This window comes from Agaribacillus sp. DX54 (assembly GCF_056858335.1).
In genome coordinates this window covers 55,148-74,128 of record NZ_JBXEQE010000010.1, presented here as the reverse complement: position 1 = coordinate 74,128, position 18,981 = coordinate 55,148, and the positions used below count along the sequence as shown (strand labels likewise).

The 18,981-nt window shown below is 42.1% G+C and carries 14 protein-coding genes; 4 read left to right on the top strand and 10 right to left on the bottom strand.

Annotated features, from left to right (window positions below; all coding sequences use genetic code 11):
- Positions 1–62: 62 nt before the first annotated feature.
- The 4 genes from AC04NP_RS13025 (at position 63) to AC04NP_RS13010 (ending at position 5,930) form a co-directional block, all read left to right on the top strand.
- Positions 63–368: a hypothetical protein gene (locus AC04NP_RS13025; RefSeq protein WP_482860196.1), complete on the top strand. Its 306-nt coding sequence runs from the start codon at positions 63–65 to the stop codon at positions 366–368.
- Positions 369–549: 181 nt separating this feature from the next.
- Complete coding sequence (locus AC04NP_RS13020) at positions 550–1,074, top strand: response regulator (RefSeq protein ID WP_482860195.1); 525 nt, start codon at positions 550–552, stop codon at positions 1,072–1,074.
- 154 nt (positions 1,075–1,228) lie between these two features.
- On the top strand, positions 1,229–5,509 hold the full coding sequence (locus AC04NP_RS13015) for a PAS domain S-box protein (protein ID WP_482860194.1): 4,281 nt from the start codon (positions 1,229–1,231) through the stop codon (positions 5,507–5,509).
- A complete protein-coding gene (locus tag AC04NP_RS13010; protein WP_482860193.1) occupies positions 5,490–5,930 on the top strand; it encodes a response regulator in 441 nt (146 codons plus the stop codon). The genes AC04NP_RS13015 and AC04NP_RS13010 overlap by 20 nt, the downstream gene beginning before the upstream one ends.
- Positions 5,931–5,942: 12 nt before the next feature.
- Here the strand turns inward: AC04NP_RS13010 and AC04NP_RS13005 are convergent, their stop codons facing one another.
- From AC04NP_RS13005 to AC04NP_RS12960, 10 genes are all read right to left on the bottom strand, one after another.
- Entirely contained in the window at positions 5,943–6,641 is a 699-nt protein-coding gene (locus AC04NP_RS13005) for a LytR/AlgR family response regulator transcription factor (protein ID WP_482860192.1), read from the bottom strand.
- An 84-nt stretch (positions 6,642–6,725) separates the two neighbouring features.
- Positions 6,726–9,071 carry a hybrid sensor histidine kinase/response regulator gene (locus AC04NP_RS13000; RefSeq protein WP_482860191.1) on the bottom strand — a complete coding sequence of 782 codons (2,346 nt, stop codon included), beginning with the start codon at positions 9,069–9,071 and terminating at the stop codon, positions 6,726–6,728.
- 399 nt (positions 9,072–9,470) lie between these two features.
- Positions 9,471–11,099 (bottom strand): GMC family oxidoreductase, encoded by a 1,629-nt coding sequence (locus AC04NP_RS12995; RefSeq protein ID WP_482860190.1) that lies wholly within the window; start codon positions 11,097–11,099, stop codon positions 9,471–9,473.
- Positions 11,100–11,497: 398 nt separating this feature from the next.
- Entirely contained in the window at positions 11,498–12,403 is a 906-nt protein-coding gene (locus AC04NP_RS12990; protein ID WP_482860189.1) for an alpha/beta fold hydrolase, read from the bottom strand.
- 177 nt (positions 12,404–12,580) lie between these two features.
- Positions 12,581–13,693: an MBL fold metallo-hydrolase gene (locus tag AC04NP_RS12985; protein WP_482860188.1), complete on the bottom strand. Its 1,113-nt coding sequence runs from the start codon at positions 13,691–13,693 to the stop codon at positions 12,581–12,583.
- 105 nt (positions 13,694–13,798) lie between these two features.
- The gene (locus AC04NP_RS12980; protein WP_482860187.1) at positions 13,799–14,692 is read right to left on the bottom strand and encodes a sulfurtransferase; all 894 of its coding nucleotides are present in this window, start codon (positions 14,690–14,692) and stop codon (positions 13,799–13,801) included.
- 82 nt (positions 14,693–14,774) lie between these two features.
- The gene (locus AC04NP_RS12975; RefSeq protein ID WP_482860186.1) at positions 14,775–15,893 is read right to left on the bottom strand and encodes a M12 family metallopeptidase; all 1,119 of its coding nucleotides are present in this window, start codon (positions 15,891–15,893) and stop codon (positions 14,775–14,777) included.
- 60 nt (positions 15,894–15,953) lie between these two features.
- The gene (locus AC04NP_RS12970) at positions 15,954–17,162 is read right to left on the bottom strand and encodes an RNA polymerase sigma factor (protein WP_482860275.1); all 1,209 of its coding nucleotides are present in this window, start codon (positions 17,160–17,162) and stop codon (positions 15,954–15,956) included.
- A gap of 253 nt (positions 17,163–17,415) precedes the next feature.
- Positions 17,416–17,763, bottom strand: a complete 348-nt coding sequence (locus tag AC04NP_RS12965; protein ID WP_482860185.1) for a YciI family protein — start codon at positions 17,761–17,763, stop codon at positions 17,416–17,418.
- Between the two features lie 242 nt (positions 17,764–18,005).
- Complete coding sequence (locus AC04NP_RS12960; RefSeq protein ID WP_482860184.1) at positions 18,006–18,866, bottom strand: M57 family metalloprotease; 861 nt, start codon at positions 18,864–18,866, stop codon at positions 18,006–18,008.
- Positions 18,867–18,981: the final 115 nt, after the last annotated feature.

Here is an 18,981-nt window from a genome sequence, read left to right as displayed (position 1 = left end):
AAAGTATAAGGGGGCAAGCACACGGGATATCATTTTACATGTCCCATCTTCATTTGAATTGCATGAAGCAAAGTTTAACAATAAAAGAAAAATTAGCATTTATAGAGGAACTAAGAGGGAATGTACTCAATGCTTTTGGGGGCAGCTCGGAAGAGCTGGAAGCAGCCCTTGATGAGGTGATGGAAAAGTTGAAAAACCTGACAAAACTCGGTGAAATGACCTCAAAGAAAACCATTGAAAAAACATTCGTAGCACACCTCGCCATGTCGCTCGCCAGTAAAGTAGCCTATCCGAAAGATGCTTTGGATTTGATTTCGGTTTTATCTCCACCCAATGATAAAAACGATCAAATAAACCGGACAATTTAACCACCGATTACTGGCTCACAACTGTTTTTCCTGAAATTAGTCTGCAACAGTTTTTTTCATTTAATGATTTCATTTTTATCTTGCAAAATATAGCTTTCGGCGATCTGAGTAGGCATATCGTCCAAATTCGAAACAACCACCTGTTGGTTGTCGATAAATTTAAGGGGTCAAAAGGTATTTCATGCCAATAATAATTGGCAAACATACCTGTGACAACCTAAGCAAACAATGTGGAAAAGAAACGAAAAAAACCGACCTGATAATGAATAATGACGATCAATCTTTCCGTTTGGTTATGTTGGTGGGCAATAACCAGGAAGCCAATTATATTAACCGTAAAGTAATGGAGATCAGCAAATTTTCTGTAGATATCGTATCAAAAACTTCAGGAAGCAGCGCTATCGAATACCTGAGAAATCATATTACCCATCCTTCTTTACTCCCTGAGCTTATCCTGCTCGATATCAGCAAACCAGTTATAAGGGGATACGAGTTCCTGCATACATTTGAGCAAGATGCCAAAATCAGGAAAAGCAACATTAAGATCATCGTTGTGTCCAATTCTCTGAATACCGAGGAGATTGACGCGATACTAAAAAGGTCTCCGGTGATAGGTTATGTTACCAAACCGTTGCTCGTTGAAAAACTAAATACATTGAAATCTTCTTATTTAAAAGCGCCAAATAAAAAGCAAAGGATTAATTAGTTATATTTGGGTAAAATATGAAAATACCACTTAAGTTTCAGCGATTCCTTTGGTACAGCAGGCTTTAAAACCTGAATTTATACCGGAGAAAGCGTCTGTGTAAATTTGTGAGTGGTAGTTTCAATTAGCGGGTTAACCTTCAAACCATTTGGCCATGAATTTACTTAGGCGCCTTCAACCAAATACTTTGCCCAGGATTGCTATTCTGCTCGGTGTACTGGTGGTCATATCCAGTTGTGCTATAGGATATCTTTCATACGTTTCCAGCAAAAGAATTATCCTTAACAACGTTTTTGACAGTAATTTACAAATTGCCAAAACGCTGAGTGCTGACATTGACTTTTCCAAAGAAGCAGACAGCGATTCCTTGTTGCTGAACAGGTTGGAGCGTATATGGAATTATTTTCACAAGCCCTATCAAGGGAGCTACTTGTGCGTAATTAAGCATGACGGCACCCTGGCCCTGAATACGTTGCTACCTGAGACAAAAGGTACTTATGTAGGAGATATGCCGCTTGCTTCGGAGAAGACAACAGGACCAGGAAAAATTCTGGAGTTGGTGAGTGCGAAAATGGACTGGGTTGGAGAAAGCGTGAACCATGCGGGACAAAATCAGTTTGCTGCCTATGCCTATAACCAAAAACTGGATGCCTTGATTGCCGTTCACGTAATTTCGGACCATCTCAAACACGAAATTTACGATGCTGTACTACCCTGGTCAATTGGATTGGGCCTTATTTCCATTATTTTACTCCCGTTGTCATTAGGCCTGATTTACCGTTCCTTTAAAAGTTCCGAAGCCAGATACCGGGATCTTTATGAAAACGCACCGGACATGTTTCTTTCTGTGGACGCATCTACGAAAGAAGTGATCGCATGTAATCAAACGCTCGCCAAAGCCACGGGCTTTAGCAAAAAGGAGATTATCGGCCGCCCCATATTTGAAATGTACGACCCGGGTTGTTTGCATGATGTGAAGCAGGCTTTTGAATCTTTCGTAAAAACAGGATATGTGAAAAATGCCCGACTTCAGCTAAGAAAAAAAGACGGTGGTAAAATCGACATTAGTTTGAATGTCTCGGCAGTCAGGGATTACAAAGGGGAAATAGTTTACAGCAGATCCATTTTCAGGGATATTGGGGAACAAAAAAGGACAGAAGAAATTGTCAAAAGACACACCGAAATCGTAGAAAATATTCAAATAGGCCTGATGGTTTATAAGTTGGAGGGTTCAGGAGAAAACACCAGCCTCAGGTTAATAACCATCAATCCTATGGCCACCAAACTTCTGGGTGTTTCCAAGGAACAGTTTATCGAGAAAACCATCGATGAAAACTTTCCCGATGCCCGCCGGAAAGGGATCCCGGAACTCTTGACCGAGGTGGTTCGATCCGGAAAAGCAAAAGAGGTGAATGAATTTGCCGATGATGAAAAAGAAACCGAAAAGGTTTGGGCATTTAAAGCTTTCCCTTTACCGGACCATTGTGCTGGCATTGCCTTTGAAGATATCACTGACAAGCAAACGGCCATGGATGCGGTACATGAAAGTGAAGAAAAATACCGTACCTTGGCCGAAAGTGCTTTGGATGGCCTTATATTTTATGATCTGGATTTAAAAAGGGCTACCTCGGTGAATCAAAAAATACTGGAAATGTTTAAGGTAAGCAGAGAGGAATTTTTCAAAAGCCCGAATAAACGATTTTTGCCGGAATTTCAGTCAGACGGCAGAAATTCAATGGTGGAAGTAGAAAAATATACAAAACGGGCACTGGATGGTGAAAAAATTCAGTTTGAATGGGAAAACAAGACGGCCGATGGAACTGTGTTTAATACGGAGATTACACTTTTCCCCATGTTCAGCAAAAATCACCGGTACCTTATTACACTTATCAAAGATATCAGTATCAGGAAAAAAAGTGAACTGGCGCTGAAGGAGTCAGAAACCCGCTACCGAACCCTGGTAGAAAGTTTCACTGACATGATACATATTACTGACCATACTAATGAGATATTGTACATAAATCCGGCAGTTCATGCACTTACCGGATACTCACGCGATGAATTTCAGAAGGCAAACTATGGATTTGTTCATGAGGAAGACAGGGAACGGGTTAAGGGATTTGTATCGGCGTTTCTTAAGAGCAAGAAGAAATACTCCGGTAAACTTGAAAACCGGTTCATCGATAAATCGGGTAATGTACGCTGGCACTCTACGATCATATCCAAAATACATTTTCAGGGAAGGTCGGTCATGCAATTTGTCATTCATGACATTACGGAAATAAAGAAAACAGAAGAAGAGATCCGCAAGCTAAATTCCCAGCTCGAGCAAAGGGTAAAGGAACGAACCCACCAGTTGCAGGAATTGAATGATGAATTAATAGTGATCAACCACAGGTTAGCCGAGACACAGGAGCTTGCCAGATTGGGAAGATGGGAATTTGATCCGATAACCGGTGATAGTGTCTGGTCTGATCAAATTTATAAAATACTGGGTTTTAATCAGGAAGAACCTCCACCGAATTTTGAGGAATACCAAAAGCGCATACATCCGGAAGATTTACCCAACCTGCTTGAAAAAATTGAATTGGCGATAACGGAAGGATTGAATTATGCACTGGAATTCCGGCATGTGCCCCCCGAAGGCCATGTGAAGTATCTTTTGAGCAAGGGACAGCCTGTTTATGAAAACGGAAAGGTGGTTAAGCTACTGGGTACTATTTTGGACATTACCGAAGCTAAACTTACCGAAATCGAATTAACGTCCAAAACCAAAGCCCTGGAGAGCTACAGTGCGAATCTGAAACACTTACACAGGATAAATACGGCAAATTACCAAAGCATCGATCAGTTATTTGAAAATTACCTTCAGGCGGGTTGTGAATTACTTAACCTCGATACGGGGATTATCAGCAAAATCGAAGGAGAAACGTATGAAATCATGGCCATTAAATCTGATATTGATTCTTTGGAAAAAGGTATGAAATTCGATTTAAGCGATACTTATTGCCGGGCCATCGTCAAAAATAAAAAAACCATCTCCTATCACCACATAGGCAATCTTGAAAAAATGCGGGGACACCCTGCCTACAAAAATCTACGTCTTGAAAGTTATTTAGGCACTTATGTTGTTGTCAATAATAAAATATACGGCACCTTGAATTTCTCTTCAAAAAATAAAAAGGTAGCCCCTTTTGAAGATTATAAAATCGAGATATTAGAATTAATGTCACAGAGTCTGGGAAGTTTCCTGTCGACCTACGAAGCCGATCTGGTAAAAGAAAAGGCAAAAAAGGCCCTTCAGGAAAGTGAAAAGCGGTTTCGTAAGTTGACCGAAATTGCGCCGGTTGGAATCTATTTGACAGATGGGCCCGGGGAGGAATGCGAATACGTTAACCGGCGATGGCAGGAGATTACGGGTTGTTCCGCTGAAGAAGCTTTAGACGGTGAATGGGTAAACGCTGTTTATCCGGAGGACTGGGACCGCCTGGTAAAAGAGTGGGAACGTTCGTTGGAGCAAAATATACCTTTTAACCTGGAATACCGTTTCAGTCTACCGGATAATGCCATAAAGTGGGTAAGCGGCATGGCTGTTCCTATTATGGACGACTCGGGGCAAATCACCCAGCACCTTGGAACTATCACCGACATTACAGACCGAAAACTATTTGAAGAAAAGGTTTCAGCACTTAACCAGGAGCTCAAGCAGCAGGTAGCCGAACTCAAAGTCACAAAAAAGGAGCTGGAAGCTTTTACCTATTCAGTGTCTCATGATCTTCGCGCCCCACTGCGCGCGATTGCCGGCTATTCAAAAATGTTGGAGGAAGATTTCGGGGATTCATTAAGCGGAGAAGCCAAAGAAAATTTTGAAGCAGTGATTGACAATACCGTCAGGATGGGACAGTTGATAGATGATCTGCTTGCCTACTCCCGCCTGGGTAAAAAAGAAATGAAATTTACAAAAATTGATATCAGGAGGCTTTCGGAAGATATATTCAAAGAGTTAAGTCAGTTCGAACCTAACCGTAAACTAAACGTTAGACTAAAACGTATGCCGCAGGCTATTGGCGACAGCAGCATGATAAGACAGGTTTTCAGTAATCTTATTTCCAATGCTATAAAGTTTACCAGTACCCGAAAAGAGGCATACATTGAAGTAGGTCATAAAAAAATCGAGGGACAGGACACATACTATGTAAAAGACAACGGCGTTGGTTTTAATATGAAATATGCGGATAAGTTATTTGGGGTTTTTCAAAGACTACACAGCATGGAAGAATTTGAGGGAACGGGAGTAGGATTGGCGATAGTACAGAATATTATTCAAAGACATGGTGGAAAAATATGGGCTCATTCGGAAGTGAATGTGGGAACTATATTTTATTTTACTATATTAACGGAAGAAATTACTGCGTATGAACCGGAAGCATATTGAGGTACTCCTGGTAGAAGACAATCCTTATGACGCCAAGTTGACAATCAGGGCGTTAAAAAAAGCCGGGTTGGAGAAGCATCTGTACACTGTCAAAGATGGTGAACAGGCACTGGATTTTGTATTCTTCGAAGGAAAATATGCTTCCCGCAGACATGAGAAACCGTTAAGACTGATTTTGCTCGACCTTAAGCTTCCGAAGATCAATGGCCTGGAGGTACTGGAAAAAATCAAATCCGACGATCGAAGCAAATCTATTCCGGTTGTCGTACTTACTTCTTCAGACCATGATAAAGATATTCTGAAAAGCTACAGCTTCGGCGCCAATAGTTATATTGTCAAACCGGTAGAACTGGACGATTTTATTTATACTGTCGAAAAAATCGGCCTTTATTTTCTTGAGCTGAACAGAACCCTCCATTAAATGCTCCTTTGCTTAAAGTGTTTTTATTCGTTGCATCAGCGGTTTTCTGTAAGAGTTACTGATAGGAATAATCTTTTTAGCGATTTGAAGATTCGTTTGGTCGATATTTTCAACTTTATCCATTCGTACAATGAATGACCGGTGAACCCTGATAAAATCCTGCTGGGGCAGTTTGTCTTCCATGGATTTTAGGGTAGAAAGTACCGTATGCATTTTTTTGGTGGTATATATTTTTACAAAATCACCGTAAGCTTCCAACCATAGGATATCCTTTAAAAAAATATTGAGCAACAGGGTGCCTTCTTTGATAAATATACTTTCTCCCCCCTTCTTTTCCCCACGAAGTCTCTGAAGATTTTTTCTGGCACGGGTGGCAGCCTTCAAAAATCGTTGGTATTTTACTACTGGCTTAACCAGATAATCTATTACTTCATAATCAAATGCCTCTTGCACATAGTCTTTTTTACTGCTCACAATGATTACCTGAGGGTTACTTTCCAGTGTTTCAATGAGCTCCAGGCCACTCATACCTGGCATTTCTATATCCAAAAAGATCAGATCCACCTCTTTGCGGGGTAGTTGATTAGCCGCTTGTATCGGGTCACTGAACATATCTAGCAATATCAAAAAATCAGTGTGTTTAATGTGTTCTTCCATAAGCCTCAGGGCCATGGGATCATCGTCAATTACAATACAACGTAGTTTGTCCAAAATTAAATGTTTGCGTTATAAGGTGGTTACATAAATGTTTAATATCATAGTTGTTTTTTTAAATACAATTACCATAATACCCGTCTAATAAATGGCAGAATCCATTTCGTTAATTTTATTCTTTAGTTCCACCTGGGACTCAAGCACTAATCTGCCTATACTTTGCAGGATCGATTCTAACGCTGGTTTTGTCATCGGTTTTCCTTTTTTATCCAAAACCTTGTTTAAAAGGCTTGTGAGTTTTGGTATTCCGATAGTGGAAACCGAATTCAGAAACTTATGGGCATCGACCCTTAGGCTCTGCAAGTCTCCGCGAACCTGATTGAGTTTCATACTCTCAACTATTTCCTCTGACATATTTATGTACATTTCTATCAGCTCTTTCATCAGTTCGGGGTTATCACCGGCCACAGCCTCGAGGTTACCGAAGTCACAGATACCCACTTCTCCAATAATTTCACCCGGATTGTCATCACTGTTTATATCAGTTCCGGCAATACGGTCGTCACTTAATATACCCAGTAATTTTTCTTTTAGAATTGCGGGTTTAAAAGGCTTGGAGATGTAATCATTCATACCCATAGCCAGGCACTTCTGCTTTTCTTTTTCAAAAGCATGAGCGGTCATGGCAATAATCGGAATTCCGCTTATTTTGCCACCTTTGGAACGGATTTTCTTTGTTGTTTCAAAGCCATTCATCTCTGGCATACGGATATCCATTAACACCAGATCATATATACCGTTTTCCAGTTTTTCCATGGCCAGTCTCCCGTTTTCAACAACATCCACCAATATATGCCAACTTTCAAGATGTTTTTGAGCCAATACCTGTATCATATCATTGTCTTCCACCAGCAATACCTTCTTGCCATTTAAAGACGACTCGTCCACAAAGCTAGGTAAAGCCGTTTCCACACCTTTATTTTTTTCGGCAACCATTTTGAACATCAATTCAAAAACAAAAGTGGTTCCTTTATTGACTTCACTTTGAACTTCAATATGACCATTCTGCAATTCTATTAATCGCTTTACAATCGTAAGCCCCAGGCCTGTACCCCCATATTCCCGGGAAGGGTCGGTGTTTACCTGGGTAAAGCTTTCAAAAATAACAGCAATTTCCTCCTGTGGAATTCCTATTCCCGTATCAACGATTCTGAAAGACAAAAGCACAGCGTCTTCCTTTTTTTCCTTGCAGGAGACAGCCACCCCAACCCATCCATGGTTGGTGAATTTCAATGCATTTCCAATTAAGTTAAGCAATATCTGATGAAGCCGCACCGGATCCCCCATAATCCAGGCCGGAACTTTTTTATCAATATCGAACAACAAATCGATATGCTTTATTTTCGCCTGTGGTTTTAATACTTTCTTCAGCGAATCCATTAAGTCTGTCAAATTGAAAGAAGTATTCTTTAACGTAAGTTTACCCGCCTCAATTTTACTAAAGTCAAGTATATCATTGACAATAACCAGTAAATTCTCACTGGCCAGCTTAATAGAGTTTACATATTCATATTGCTCCCCGCTCAATTCTTTATCAAACAGCAAATCAGTGAATCCGATAATGGCACTTATCGGGGTACGTATCTCATGGCTCATGTTCGCAAGGAAAGTATCCTTCACCTTGGCAGTTTTTTCTGCCTCCAGTTTGGCTTCAATGAGTTGCTCGATGATTCTCGCCCTTTGCGTAGCGTCTTTTACCACTCCATGAACGCCATGTACCTCATTTTGCCTCTTTATGATAGGTGTACAGTCAATATCAAAAATAGAATCCCCGATTTGAACCGTGTTTTTGACTTTATTTCCAGTCAACGCACACCTTATTACTTCCTTTAAGGACAAATTATCTTTGTAAATCTCAAAGATAGATTTACCCACAACCCCTTTTTGATCGGACCCCAAAAATTTGCTTGCCTCTCCTTCCAGCAATTCAAAAATGCCATGTCTGTTTACCTGAAAAATGATAACCGAAGAACTTTCGATGATGCTTTTAAGATTAATTTCCAGTATCTCAAGATTATCCTGCGCTTTTTGCTTTTCACCGGAAAGCTTATGATACCGCAAGGCACTCCGGATGATCTGAACCAGCCCATCTACTGTCACCAGTGATTTAGGAATATAATCATCTGCCCCTGCCTTTACCATAGACATGGCAAGCGCTTCATCTTCCTGTGATGTAATGATAATGACAGGTTCAGTGATACCTTTTTGCCTGATTTTTTTCAATAACTCAAGGCCATCCTCTCCAGGTAATTTATAGTCGAGAAATATGATGTCATATTTATTCTGCAACAAATTTCTAAGACCATCTTCCGCATTGCTTTCTATACTAAGGTTAGCATTCAACCCGGAGTTTTTAATAGACCTGGCAAAATTCTTTTTGTCAAAAGGCTCATCTTCGATTAACAAAATCTTAATTATCTCGCTCATAACAACCTCGCCATTAAAGATTTGCAAAAAAAAAGTTTTTCTTTCCTACTGATAAAATCAGAAATTCCAAGTTTTAAATAACTTGTATCGATCCCGCTGTCAATTTATAAAAAAAATATCGTTTATAATCAAATTCTGCCAGCTTTCTTTGGCTTTATTATATAAACCGGTCATCACCTGCTATTGTTTAGTTGTTTTATCAATTATATGAGTAAAAATAACCAGATTAGCAACCGAATACAAACAGGCATTTATTGCCATACTATCGACAAACAACCCACAATCGCCCCGCACTACAAATTTCTTCACTTTTTAGATTTGTATGACGACGAAATAATACTGATGGAAATGGATAATTAATCAGTATTGATTACTTTTTCACGGTTAGCATACAATTAATCAACGTGTGATGGGTTCATTCATGATCATATCACTGGCTTTTTCTGCGATCATGTAGACTGGTGCGTTGATGTTGCCGGTAGTGATTACCGGCATGACCGAAGCGTCGACTACCCGCAATGACTCAATTCCATGGACACGCAATTGTGCATCTACCACCGACATCTCGTCCTTACCCATTTTGCATGTACCCACGGGGTGGTAAATGGTCTCCAGGGAATTCCTGATATGTTCGACCAAAGCGTCATCTGAGTTCGTCTCCGGAGGACAGATGACTTCTTTGCGAAACGGATCCAACGAATTTTGATGCATTAATTGAAGTCCTTTTTTCACACCTTTGAGCATGGTTTGCAAATCCTCCGGATGCTGGAGAAAGTTTGGCTGGATCAGTGGCGCCTCTAAGGGATCTGAAGATCGCAAGGTAATATATCCCCTGCTTTTAGGTTGTACCAGACTCGGTAAAACAGAAAAGCCATCCTCTGTGGGAAAAGTTTTCAAATCATACAAATCATAATCATAACCTTTTCCAGGGTGCATGGGGGCAAACTGGAATTGAAAATTGGGGTTTTTATCAGGATCATCGAGGTTGGCAAACGCTACCGCCTCCGTGATGCTAATGGTAAGCGGACCATTTTTACCAAAGGAATACCTGACCAGATTTCTGAGCTGATTAAACGGCCTGATTCCATGATTGATTCCATCTTCACCAGGCGAAACAGCGCTGACAGGACAAAAAAGGTGATCCTGCAGATTTTTGCCAACACCTGGCAGGTGCTTGATCGCCTGTATCTGATGTTTGACCAGCTCATCCGGATCTCCAATGCCTGATAACATCAAGATTTGCGGGGAATTGAAAGCACCGGCGGAAACTATGACTTCCTTACTTGCTTTTACCTGACTGGCGTTGCTTTTCCCCACCCTATACTCCACCCCTATTGCTTTATCATTTTTTATCAACAGTTTTGTCACCGCCGTATTGGTCATAACGGTCAGGTTAATTCTTTTCAGTACCGGTTTCAGAAAAGCAGTCGCCGCGCTGTGTCTTTTTTCTTTTTTGATGGTAAACTGAAAAAGACCTATCCCATTTTGTGACTCCCCATTGTAATCAGGATTATAAGGAAGGCCTAGTTCCTGTCCCGCTTCTACAAAGGCCTTGGCAAAGGGGGTAATGAACTTATTGGCAAAAGTAACATTCAACTCGCCATTTTTTCCGTGATAGCCCCTGTCTACCAGGTAATATTGTTCATGATGCTCGGATTTAATAAAGTAAGGCAGTACTTCCCGATAGCTCCATCCCTTATTTCCCAGTGCGGCCCAATTGTCATAATCTTTTTTATTGCCCCTTACATAAACCATCGCATTAATCGAACTGCTTCCACCCAGGGTTTTCCCCCGGGGGAGATAGATACGGCGGTTGTTTACATGGGGTTGCGGTTCAGTCCAAAAGCCCCAGTCATACTTTTTTTTGAAAAGCTTTGCATAAGCACCCGGAATATGTATGAGCGGATCCCGGTCAGGCCCACCGGCTTCTATGAGCAACACCTTATTGGCCGGATCGGCTGACAAGCGATTGGCAAGCACACACCCCGCGGAACCAGCCCCAATGATGATGTAATCAAATTCTGTCATTAATCAATTTGTACGTAATTACACAACAAGGCCCCGTTTAACGATTGAAGGGGGCATGTATTGGCCAAATATAATGAACAAACTGAATGGGAGTGACTTAATTTTTCATTTTTTGGATTACCCTACTCACATCCTGTGGATACTGTCCCCTGTAATCCATTGTACCTCGTTGGAGTTTGTGCCTTTATCCGGTGATAAAAACGGGCAACCACAAAGGCCCGAAACCCGTCAGGTAGTTCCAGATCGCCTCGCCTCTCGACACTCAAGCAGCACAACCAAGCCACTTCCCCTATCCTCAATAATAAAAGAATAAAATGATTTCACTATTACCACACCCAAGGTGTACACCATAAAATAATTGTCAATTATCAACTGTCAATTGTAAATTGTCAATAGCCTTAACATAAAGATTCTTTACTTAGCCTGGCCTCGCGATCCGGGTTGACAAATTGAAAATAATGTTTCAACACCAAATCGGGGGCCTCGATGTGAGGGTAATGCCCTATATCTTTTAGCAGTATTATATCGGGATGTGGAATCAATTCATTATATCTGTTGACCATTTCCTTTCCGGACACAGGATCGGCCTCGCCTGCAATCAGTCTTAGCGGTATACCGGCCTTTTGCAACGCACCCAGCCATCGTTCCCTGTATTTTACCCGTTCATCCATGTATCTGATCAACCGGGGTAACATCCTTTTTCCACTTCGGTGGGTTAATAAATCCCAGCATTCATCGAGCTCATTTTGGGAAAGTTGTGTGTTTTGGCCAAAAATGGCTTCAAAACTTTTACGAAACCGGCTTTTCCCCATGAATGGTACCAAAAACCTTCCTATTGGCTTCTTTAATAGTTTTTGAATGCGTAAAGGCCGGTGTGTTTCAGGAAACAAGCCCCCATTGAGTAAACACAGGGAATGTATGTTAAGTCCCTCCTGACCCGTGCCTTTCCTGTCAATATACCTTGCCATCAGCTCCTGGGCCACTGTATCGCCATAGTCATGCGCCAGAATATGTACATCTTTTACACCTAAATCCAACATAATTGTCTCGAACAAACTGGCCTGATTATGAATTGTATACTTGTATTTCAAAGGTTTATCGGAGAATCCAAACCCCATCATATCGAGGGTAACCACATGAAATCTGCTTGTTAATGATGGCCACAGCTTATGCCAGTCCCAGGAGGCGGTCGGAAAACCATGAATCAGTACGATTACCTCCCCCCTTCCCTCATCGAGGTAGAAAATATTATGATCTTTGTACTTATAGTACCAGCCTTTATTTCTCCAAACCTTTAATGCCATTAATCCTTTACAGTCTGCATTTATAAATTTTATTCTTTACCCAAGCCCATTCAGCACGTAGAAGGAGAGGTATTGAAATTAACTTTTTTTTAATGTAGGTATTAGCCTCGGTTGTCGGTTACTTAATAATATTGTACGAAATTAGCAACCCTCATCTACATTTGCAAATGGTTGTCATTATTCATGACTTACCCACCAGTAATTGGCTGTTGCCGGGGGTGATTCTATGTCGAGTGGCTGCCCGATTATCGGAAAGCAGGCAGTCACATTTTCCTCTCCGGCCTTTTTGAGTAGTCTTTCTACCGGTTCTTTCCAGCTATGCAGGGACAGGCTAAAGGCTCCCCAATGGATTGGCATCATTACTTTGCCCTGTACATCTAAATGGGCCTGAACCGATTGCTCGGGCATCATATGAATGGCTGCCCAGTTTTCATTGTATTGCCCACACTCGATCATGGTAAAATCAAAGGGTCCATACTTGGCCCCTATTTCTTTGAAACCATTGAAATAACCACCATCCCCGCTAAAAAAGATTTTATGCTTGTTTCCGCGAATTACCCAGGAGGCCCATAGGGTTTTGTTACGGTCGTTGAATTTTCTTCCCGAGAAATGCCTGGCCGGAGTAGCTACCAATTCCAGCCCCTCAAAGGAAAAGGACTGCCACCAATCCAATTCATTGATTTTACTGACTTCAACCCCCCACTCTTTCAGGTGTGACCCCACACCCAGGGGTACAAAAAAATGGTTGGTTTTATCTTTTAGATACCTGATGGAAGGATAGTCCAGGTGGTCGTAGTGGTCATGTGAAATAATAATGGCATCTATTTCGGGCAGGTTTTCCAGGTCGATGGCCTGTTGATACGGAAACCGCTTGCTGAGAAAGGATACCGGGGCAGCGGCCGGGCCAAACATCGGGTCGATTAGCAGGTTTTTGCCATCTATTTCCAAAAGAATCGCCGAATGCCCGAACCAGGTAACCTGGGTGATGGAGTCGTGATCCTCCTGATGAGGTGCCGCCAACCGGGTAGGCAATGGCTTTTTGGGGGCTTTTCCATTATCCTCAAAAAGCCATTGGTACATAGTGCCAGTCATTTGACCGATACTCATGTTCATTTCGGTTGTAACCAGATTTTTGAATCGGTCGCTACCGTAATTTTGTGATTTTTTAAGCTGCTCCAGATGTTGGCCTGCAGGAGGAGCACCGAATTGGGGGGCAAATTGCATGAATAAAACCGCCGAGCCGGTCAGGAGACCAACTGTTAACAACAGAAATAATAGCATTTTCATCATGTTTGATAAGTAAGTAATCACTCAGGTTAATTTACAGGAAGAAAGCAATAAAATAGCAGCAGCGATAACTTACCACATTTCGAAGAATTTTGTAGCGCAGCGCGGCTAATTTCCTGTTTCTACCTGATAGGAAGCATCGAGTTTATCCCATTCACTAAATGAACCGTCGTACAACCGGGTTTCATGCCCCAGGGCTTTGGCAATGGTGTAAAGCACAGTGGCGCTCAACCCCACATGGCAATAAGTAATGACTTTTTTTTGATCGTCAACCCCGGCTTCATCAAAGTATTTTCGTAAATCTTCTTTACTTCTCACAAATTTGTTTTCATCCAACAGGTCACGCCAGGTAATGTTAACGGCCCCGGCGATATGTCCCGATCTTCGATAGCGCCCGTCGCCATCTTTTTCTCCACGATAGTAATCGGATTTTCTTGCATCGATTATACTGGTTGAAGATTGCTTTGATCTGGCTAAAACTTCGTCTTTCATCGCTAACAGGTGTTTACGGGGCGTCAGTAACAATTTACCTTGGCCAGTTTGAGTAACATTGGTCAATTCCGTGGTGACAGGAAGCTTTTGGGCCAGCCAGCCCGGCAAACCACCATTCAGGATAAAAGTATTATCACCTAAACCCAGGTAATCCAATGTAAAATACAATCTAAAGGTGGGAGCAAACAGGTCGCCCGCATAATATAGCACATTGACAGTTTCATGGGTTATGCCTTTTGAACGTAAGGTGGCTTCGAGTTGTTTTAAATCGGGTAACTCCCACCTCAGGTTACCCCTTGTGACGGTGTATTCATCCGGTACAATCAGTTGGGCATTTTCTATGTGGCCTTTTTTATACTGATCAGCTTCCGCCACATGTAACAACACAAGATTTCTATCATTTTGATGCTCCAGCAGCCAGGACTGGTCGACAAAGATTTTATCAAACAGGTCCTGTGCGCCTGCGAAATGCGCTAAGAAAAGTAACAGCAATGTTCCCGGTTTTTTCATGGTTATGGGGTCATAAAGTTTCTGATAAAGATAATCGAGTAGCTGCATTATCGTCCAAATTACCCTGCCATTTTTTTAAATATTACCAAATCATCACAGCAGTTTCTCCTGCCCTGTCCCTGTAATATAACCTGATTCTTAAGACATACTTCCTGCCTTTGTATAGCTTAATTCTAAAAGACGCGTTGTAATCTTCACCGCTGTCGTCATCGCCGGTTCTGTATCTGAGCTCGCCATGCACATCTTCAAACAATACCATAACCGTATCGGATATACCGAATGTCCGTATATCATATTTTCTGGTAGCGCCGGGAGTAATGGTAAAGTTTCTTTGTTGTCCCTCTTCAATTTCCAGTGGGATCGACTCAAAAGGCTTCAGCGCTGTATAGTCTGTTTTTTTCAAGGGGGCGTAGAAATTCTTTACCCATGCTTTGTCCCTGGCAGAAAGGCCCGGTTTGGGAAGGATACCGTCTTGAAATTCCTCCGGAGAAATTATCAGGCCCGGGCCAAACGGGTAGTGCATAATAGAGTCGGGATCCCAGTTGGAGCCCTGCACCGAATCGGGATCGATCTTGCGTATGATATTATGGATTGTTGTTTCCCGGCTCCAGTTGTTAGGCGGCTTTGCAAGCTCATTGATCACCGCTTCTTCATCCCAGACAATACCTGCGTTGGGGTTTTGATGTTCATGAGGAAAGCCCAGGGTATGACCAATTTCATGCAGGGCCGTATCGATCTCACCGGAACGGGTCAGGTCCCAGCCAAAGTTCATAGTCCGCTTATTACGTCCTATACTGAGAATATCCCTTCCGACATAAGACCAGGCGCCATCCCCCTTCATAAATCCAATTCTTATTTCCGCCTCATCCCTGTTGTCGACCTCTTTGAATTCGAGGCCTATTCCCACTTTTTTCCAGGTTTCAAAGGCTTTTCTAACCACGTTCTTTTCATCTTCAGTACCACTCCAACTGACAAACGTCGATGTACCGTCATTGAAGAATACCTGCTCACCGTCGGTAGATTTATCAAAAAAATAGTAATGCAGGATGGTGCCATTAGCCCACTTCTTGTCTGATCTGAGTATCAGACTGGCTCGGTTAGGATTAACAGAAGGAGGAAACTTTCTGACCGGTACTACCGGCATAGAACAATAATTGTGTCGATCGTTTTTCTTTTTGACAGATTTTTTGGTTGTTGCCATATAATATTTCGTTGGGTCGATTGGTTTTTCAAAGGATAAACGCCTGAAAACAGGGGTATATTACAGACTTTCTAATTTGTTCGTGATAAACTGCTTTTCCAGTTGATTTTGGGTCTGTTCCAGGGCCCGATGATAAGCATGCCTGGCTAACTCCGGATGATTGAGTTTTTCATATAATCCTCCGACAAAAACCTTGGTGATGTGATTGTCAGGCAAGTGCTTTTCATTGGTTTTTACCATTTTCAAAGCTTCTGCCGGTGAGTGGATTTGGGAAAATGCAATGATACGATTGAGCAGGTAAACCGGGTTACGGCTGTCGGCCAACAATAGATCATAGAGGTCGACGATGGCCTCCCAGTTTGTTTCTCTGAAACTTTTGTCAGTGGCATGATAGCCGGCAATGGCAGCTTCGAGATGATAAGTGCTAAGTTTATTTCCTACCGAGGCCCTGCCCAGATAGATATTTCCCTGCAGTATGAGTTTATGATTCCATTGACTGCGGGGTTGCTGTTCCAGGGTTAGCAGGCGGTTATTGTTGTCCAGGCGGGTGTGGAACCTGGATGCCTGAAAATACATCAGTGCCAGCAAGGCATTGGTTTCAGGTGTGTTAAAATGCTTGTGCGTGGTGATAAGCTCAGCCAGTTTAATGGCATCCCAGCAAAGATCTTTATTGATCAACTGATCTCCGTGCGATACTTTGTATCCTTCATTGAATTGAAGGTATACAACTTTCAGAACATTGGCTAATCTGGGTTTTAAGGCCTCGATGCCAGGAACTGAAAAATCACTGACTTTTTCCCTGAACTTTTGTTTGGCCCGGGTCAATGCCTTGGCTACAGCATCGGTTTTTTTTAGAAGGGCCCTTGAAATCTGCTCATTGCCAAAACCACATAAAAATTTCAGACTTAATATCAGTTGATCCACCTGCCTGATTTCAGGGTGACAACAGGCGAAGATCATACGCAACTGGCTGTCGACAATCTCACTTTCTCCTGGCATTTCGTCTGTTGCCATCTGGTTTGCATCAGCTTCCGAAACTTTATTTCCTAACTTTTTACTGGTCTTTTTCAGTTGATCCAGTAAATGATTTCGGGCCACAAGCATGATCCATCCGGAGGGGTTTTCCGGCTTTCTGGTTGGCCATAATTTCACCGCTTTGAAAAAAGCTTCCTGTACAGCGTCTTCAATCAAATCAATGTGCTGACTTCCAAATTTTTTAACCAAAATGGCAATGAGCCTTGTGTATTCTTTTTTGAAGACAAAATCTATCTTGATATTCCATACCTTGTAAAGGTAAAAGACTCAATCCTTATGATTGAGTCTTTTAATCAGGTAATTTGCTTCATGAAGCATCATTCCGAAAGGCACAAGCGGAAGATGGCTGTTGCACAACGCAAGAATGTGCCTGTATTTGTATTTTATCGGCGAAAACCTCCGTGTCTCTTTGTGTCTTGGTGCCTCCGTGGTGAAAAATGGTGAACCACCAAGACACCAAGAGGCACAAAGAATTTTGTCGAGACGGCTACATATCCATGTTCATGATTTCCCTCACCTCGGTGGTACCGTCATTTTCGTAAATCGGGCATTCTTTGCTTATCTCCACGGCTTCTTCGAAGGAGTCCGCATTGATAATCATGTACCCCCCGACCACTTCCGTACCTTCTGCAAAAGGGCCATCATGAATGACCTCCCCACTCTTTTGAACCACCTTTCCAGGCCTGGCCAGAGGCAGGCCATCCACCAGTTTTCCCCTTTGTGCCAGATCCTGCGTCCATACCTCCCATTTTTGCATGTGCTCCTGGGTTTCTTCCGGTGATGCCTCCGCCATTTTTTCATCACCGCCTCTGAATAGATAAAGGTATTTTGCCATTTTTGTAAAAGTTTAAGTTGAAAAATTAAGTTATCAACTAATTGACGAATATGCTATCAATTACAGGACAAAAATTCTTTTTTATTTTGTAAAGTATCCACTCATCCATAAAACTTTTAACTATCTACCCAACATATATGACCTAAAAAACCGCCTGACTGTTCAGGCGGTAAATGCTATCGAGGTGAATTGCGTTACCTTGATTTAATCTTCTCTATACAGCATCGGTTTTCCGAAGGGCATCAATAAAGGAATTGCAAGGCTTCCCTGTCAAAGCGGCCAAACTCTCCATCTTCATCCGCGCTAAAACAAGACAGCATGACAGAGTTTGCATCAAAACCAGTAGGGGTTCCGGGAATATGAATGGCCCCTACACTACCGGCCCCTTCATTACCGCCTCTTCCACAGGAAAGCGAACGGTCAAAGAAATCGGTATGACGCAGGCCAAGGCAGTGACCAATTTCATGTGTGATGACATGTTCTACCACGTCAGTGCTGAAGTTACTGGTTCCTGACTGAATTTGAACAAACTGATAGGGATCGCCATCCCTTGGAAAACCGGCTGATCCTCCTCCTCCACCGCTTACCCTGTAGACAACAATATCATAAACCTGATAGTTGGTTCCAAATGTGAGCGTAAAGTTAAGGCGGGTGTTTAGGTTGTTATAGTTGTTGATAGCCCGTTGCAGCCCTGTACGCATTTTTGAATCCAAAGCATTGCCGCCGCCTGTATAACCAATGACACTAATCGTTCGAGGCAAACCACGAACCAGATTGTTGGTACGATACTGTTCACCGACTACGCCGGTGTGTTGAATATCGCTTTGAAGCATTTTATCTAAGTTATCAGGCGTAATGATAATATCGCCCTCCAACAAATAATTCCCGCTTTCCAATGCAGGATCCAGCAGGTCATAACCTTGGGTGATCGCAATATCACTGACGTCAAATCCCAGGTCCTTGAATTGCGCCATTATTTCATCGGAAATTTTTGCAGGCTGATCGACAATGTCGACGTCTTCTTCCGGTGAACAAGCTGTAAATAATAGAGAAATTACTGCGATTGCCATGACAATCGCCTGGGTGAATCCGTAGGTTTTCATGATCGTTTTTGTTTAGGTTGACTGATAATTCAAAATATGAATATTTTAAGTTATTTACAAAATTTATCACATGATTTTTTTATTCGGGCATTTCAATTTCAATCATAAAAGGATT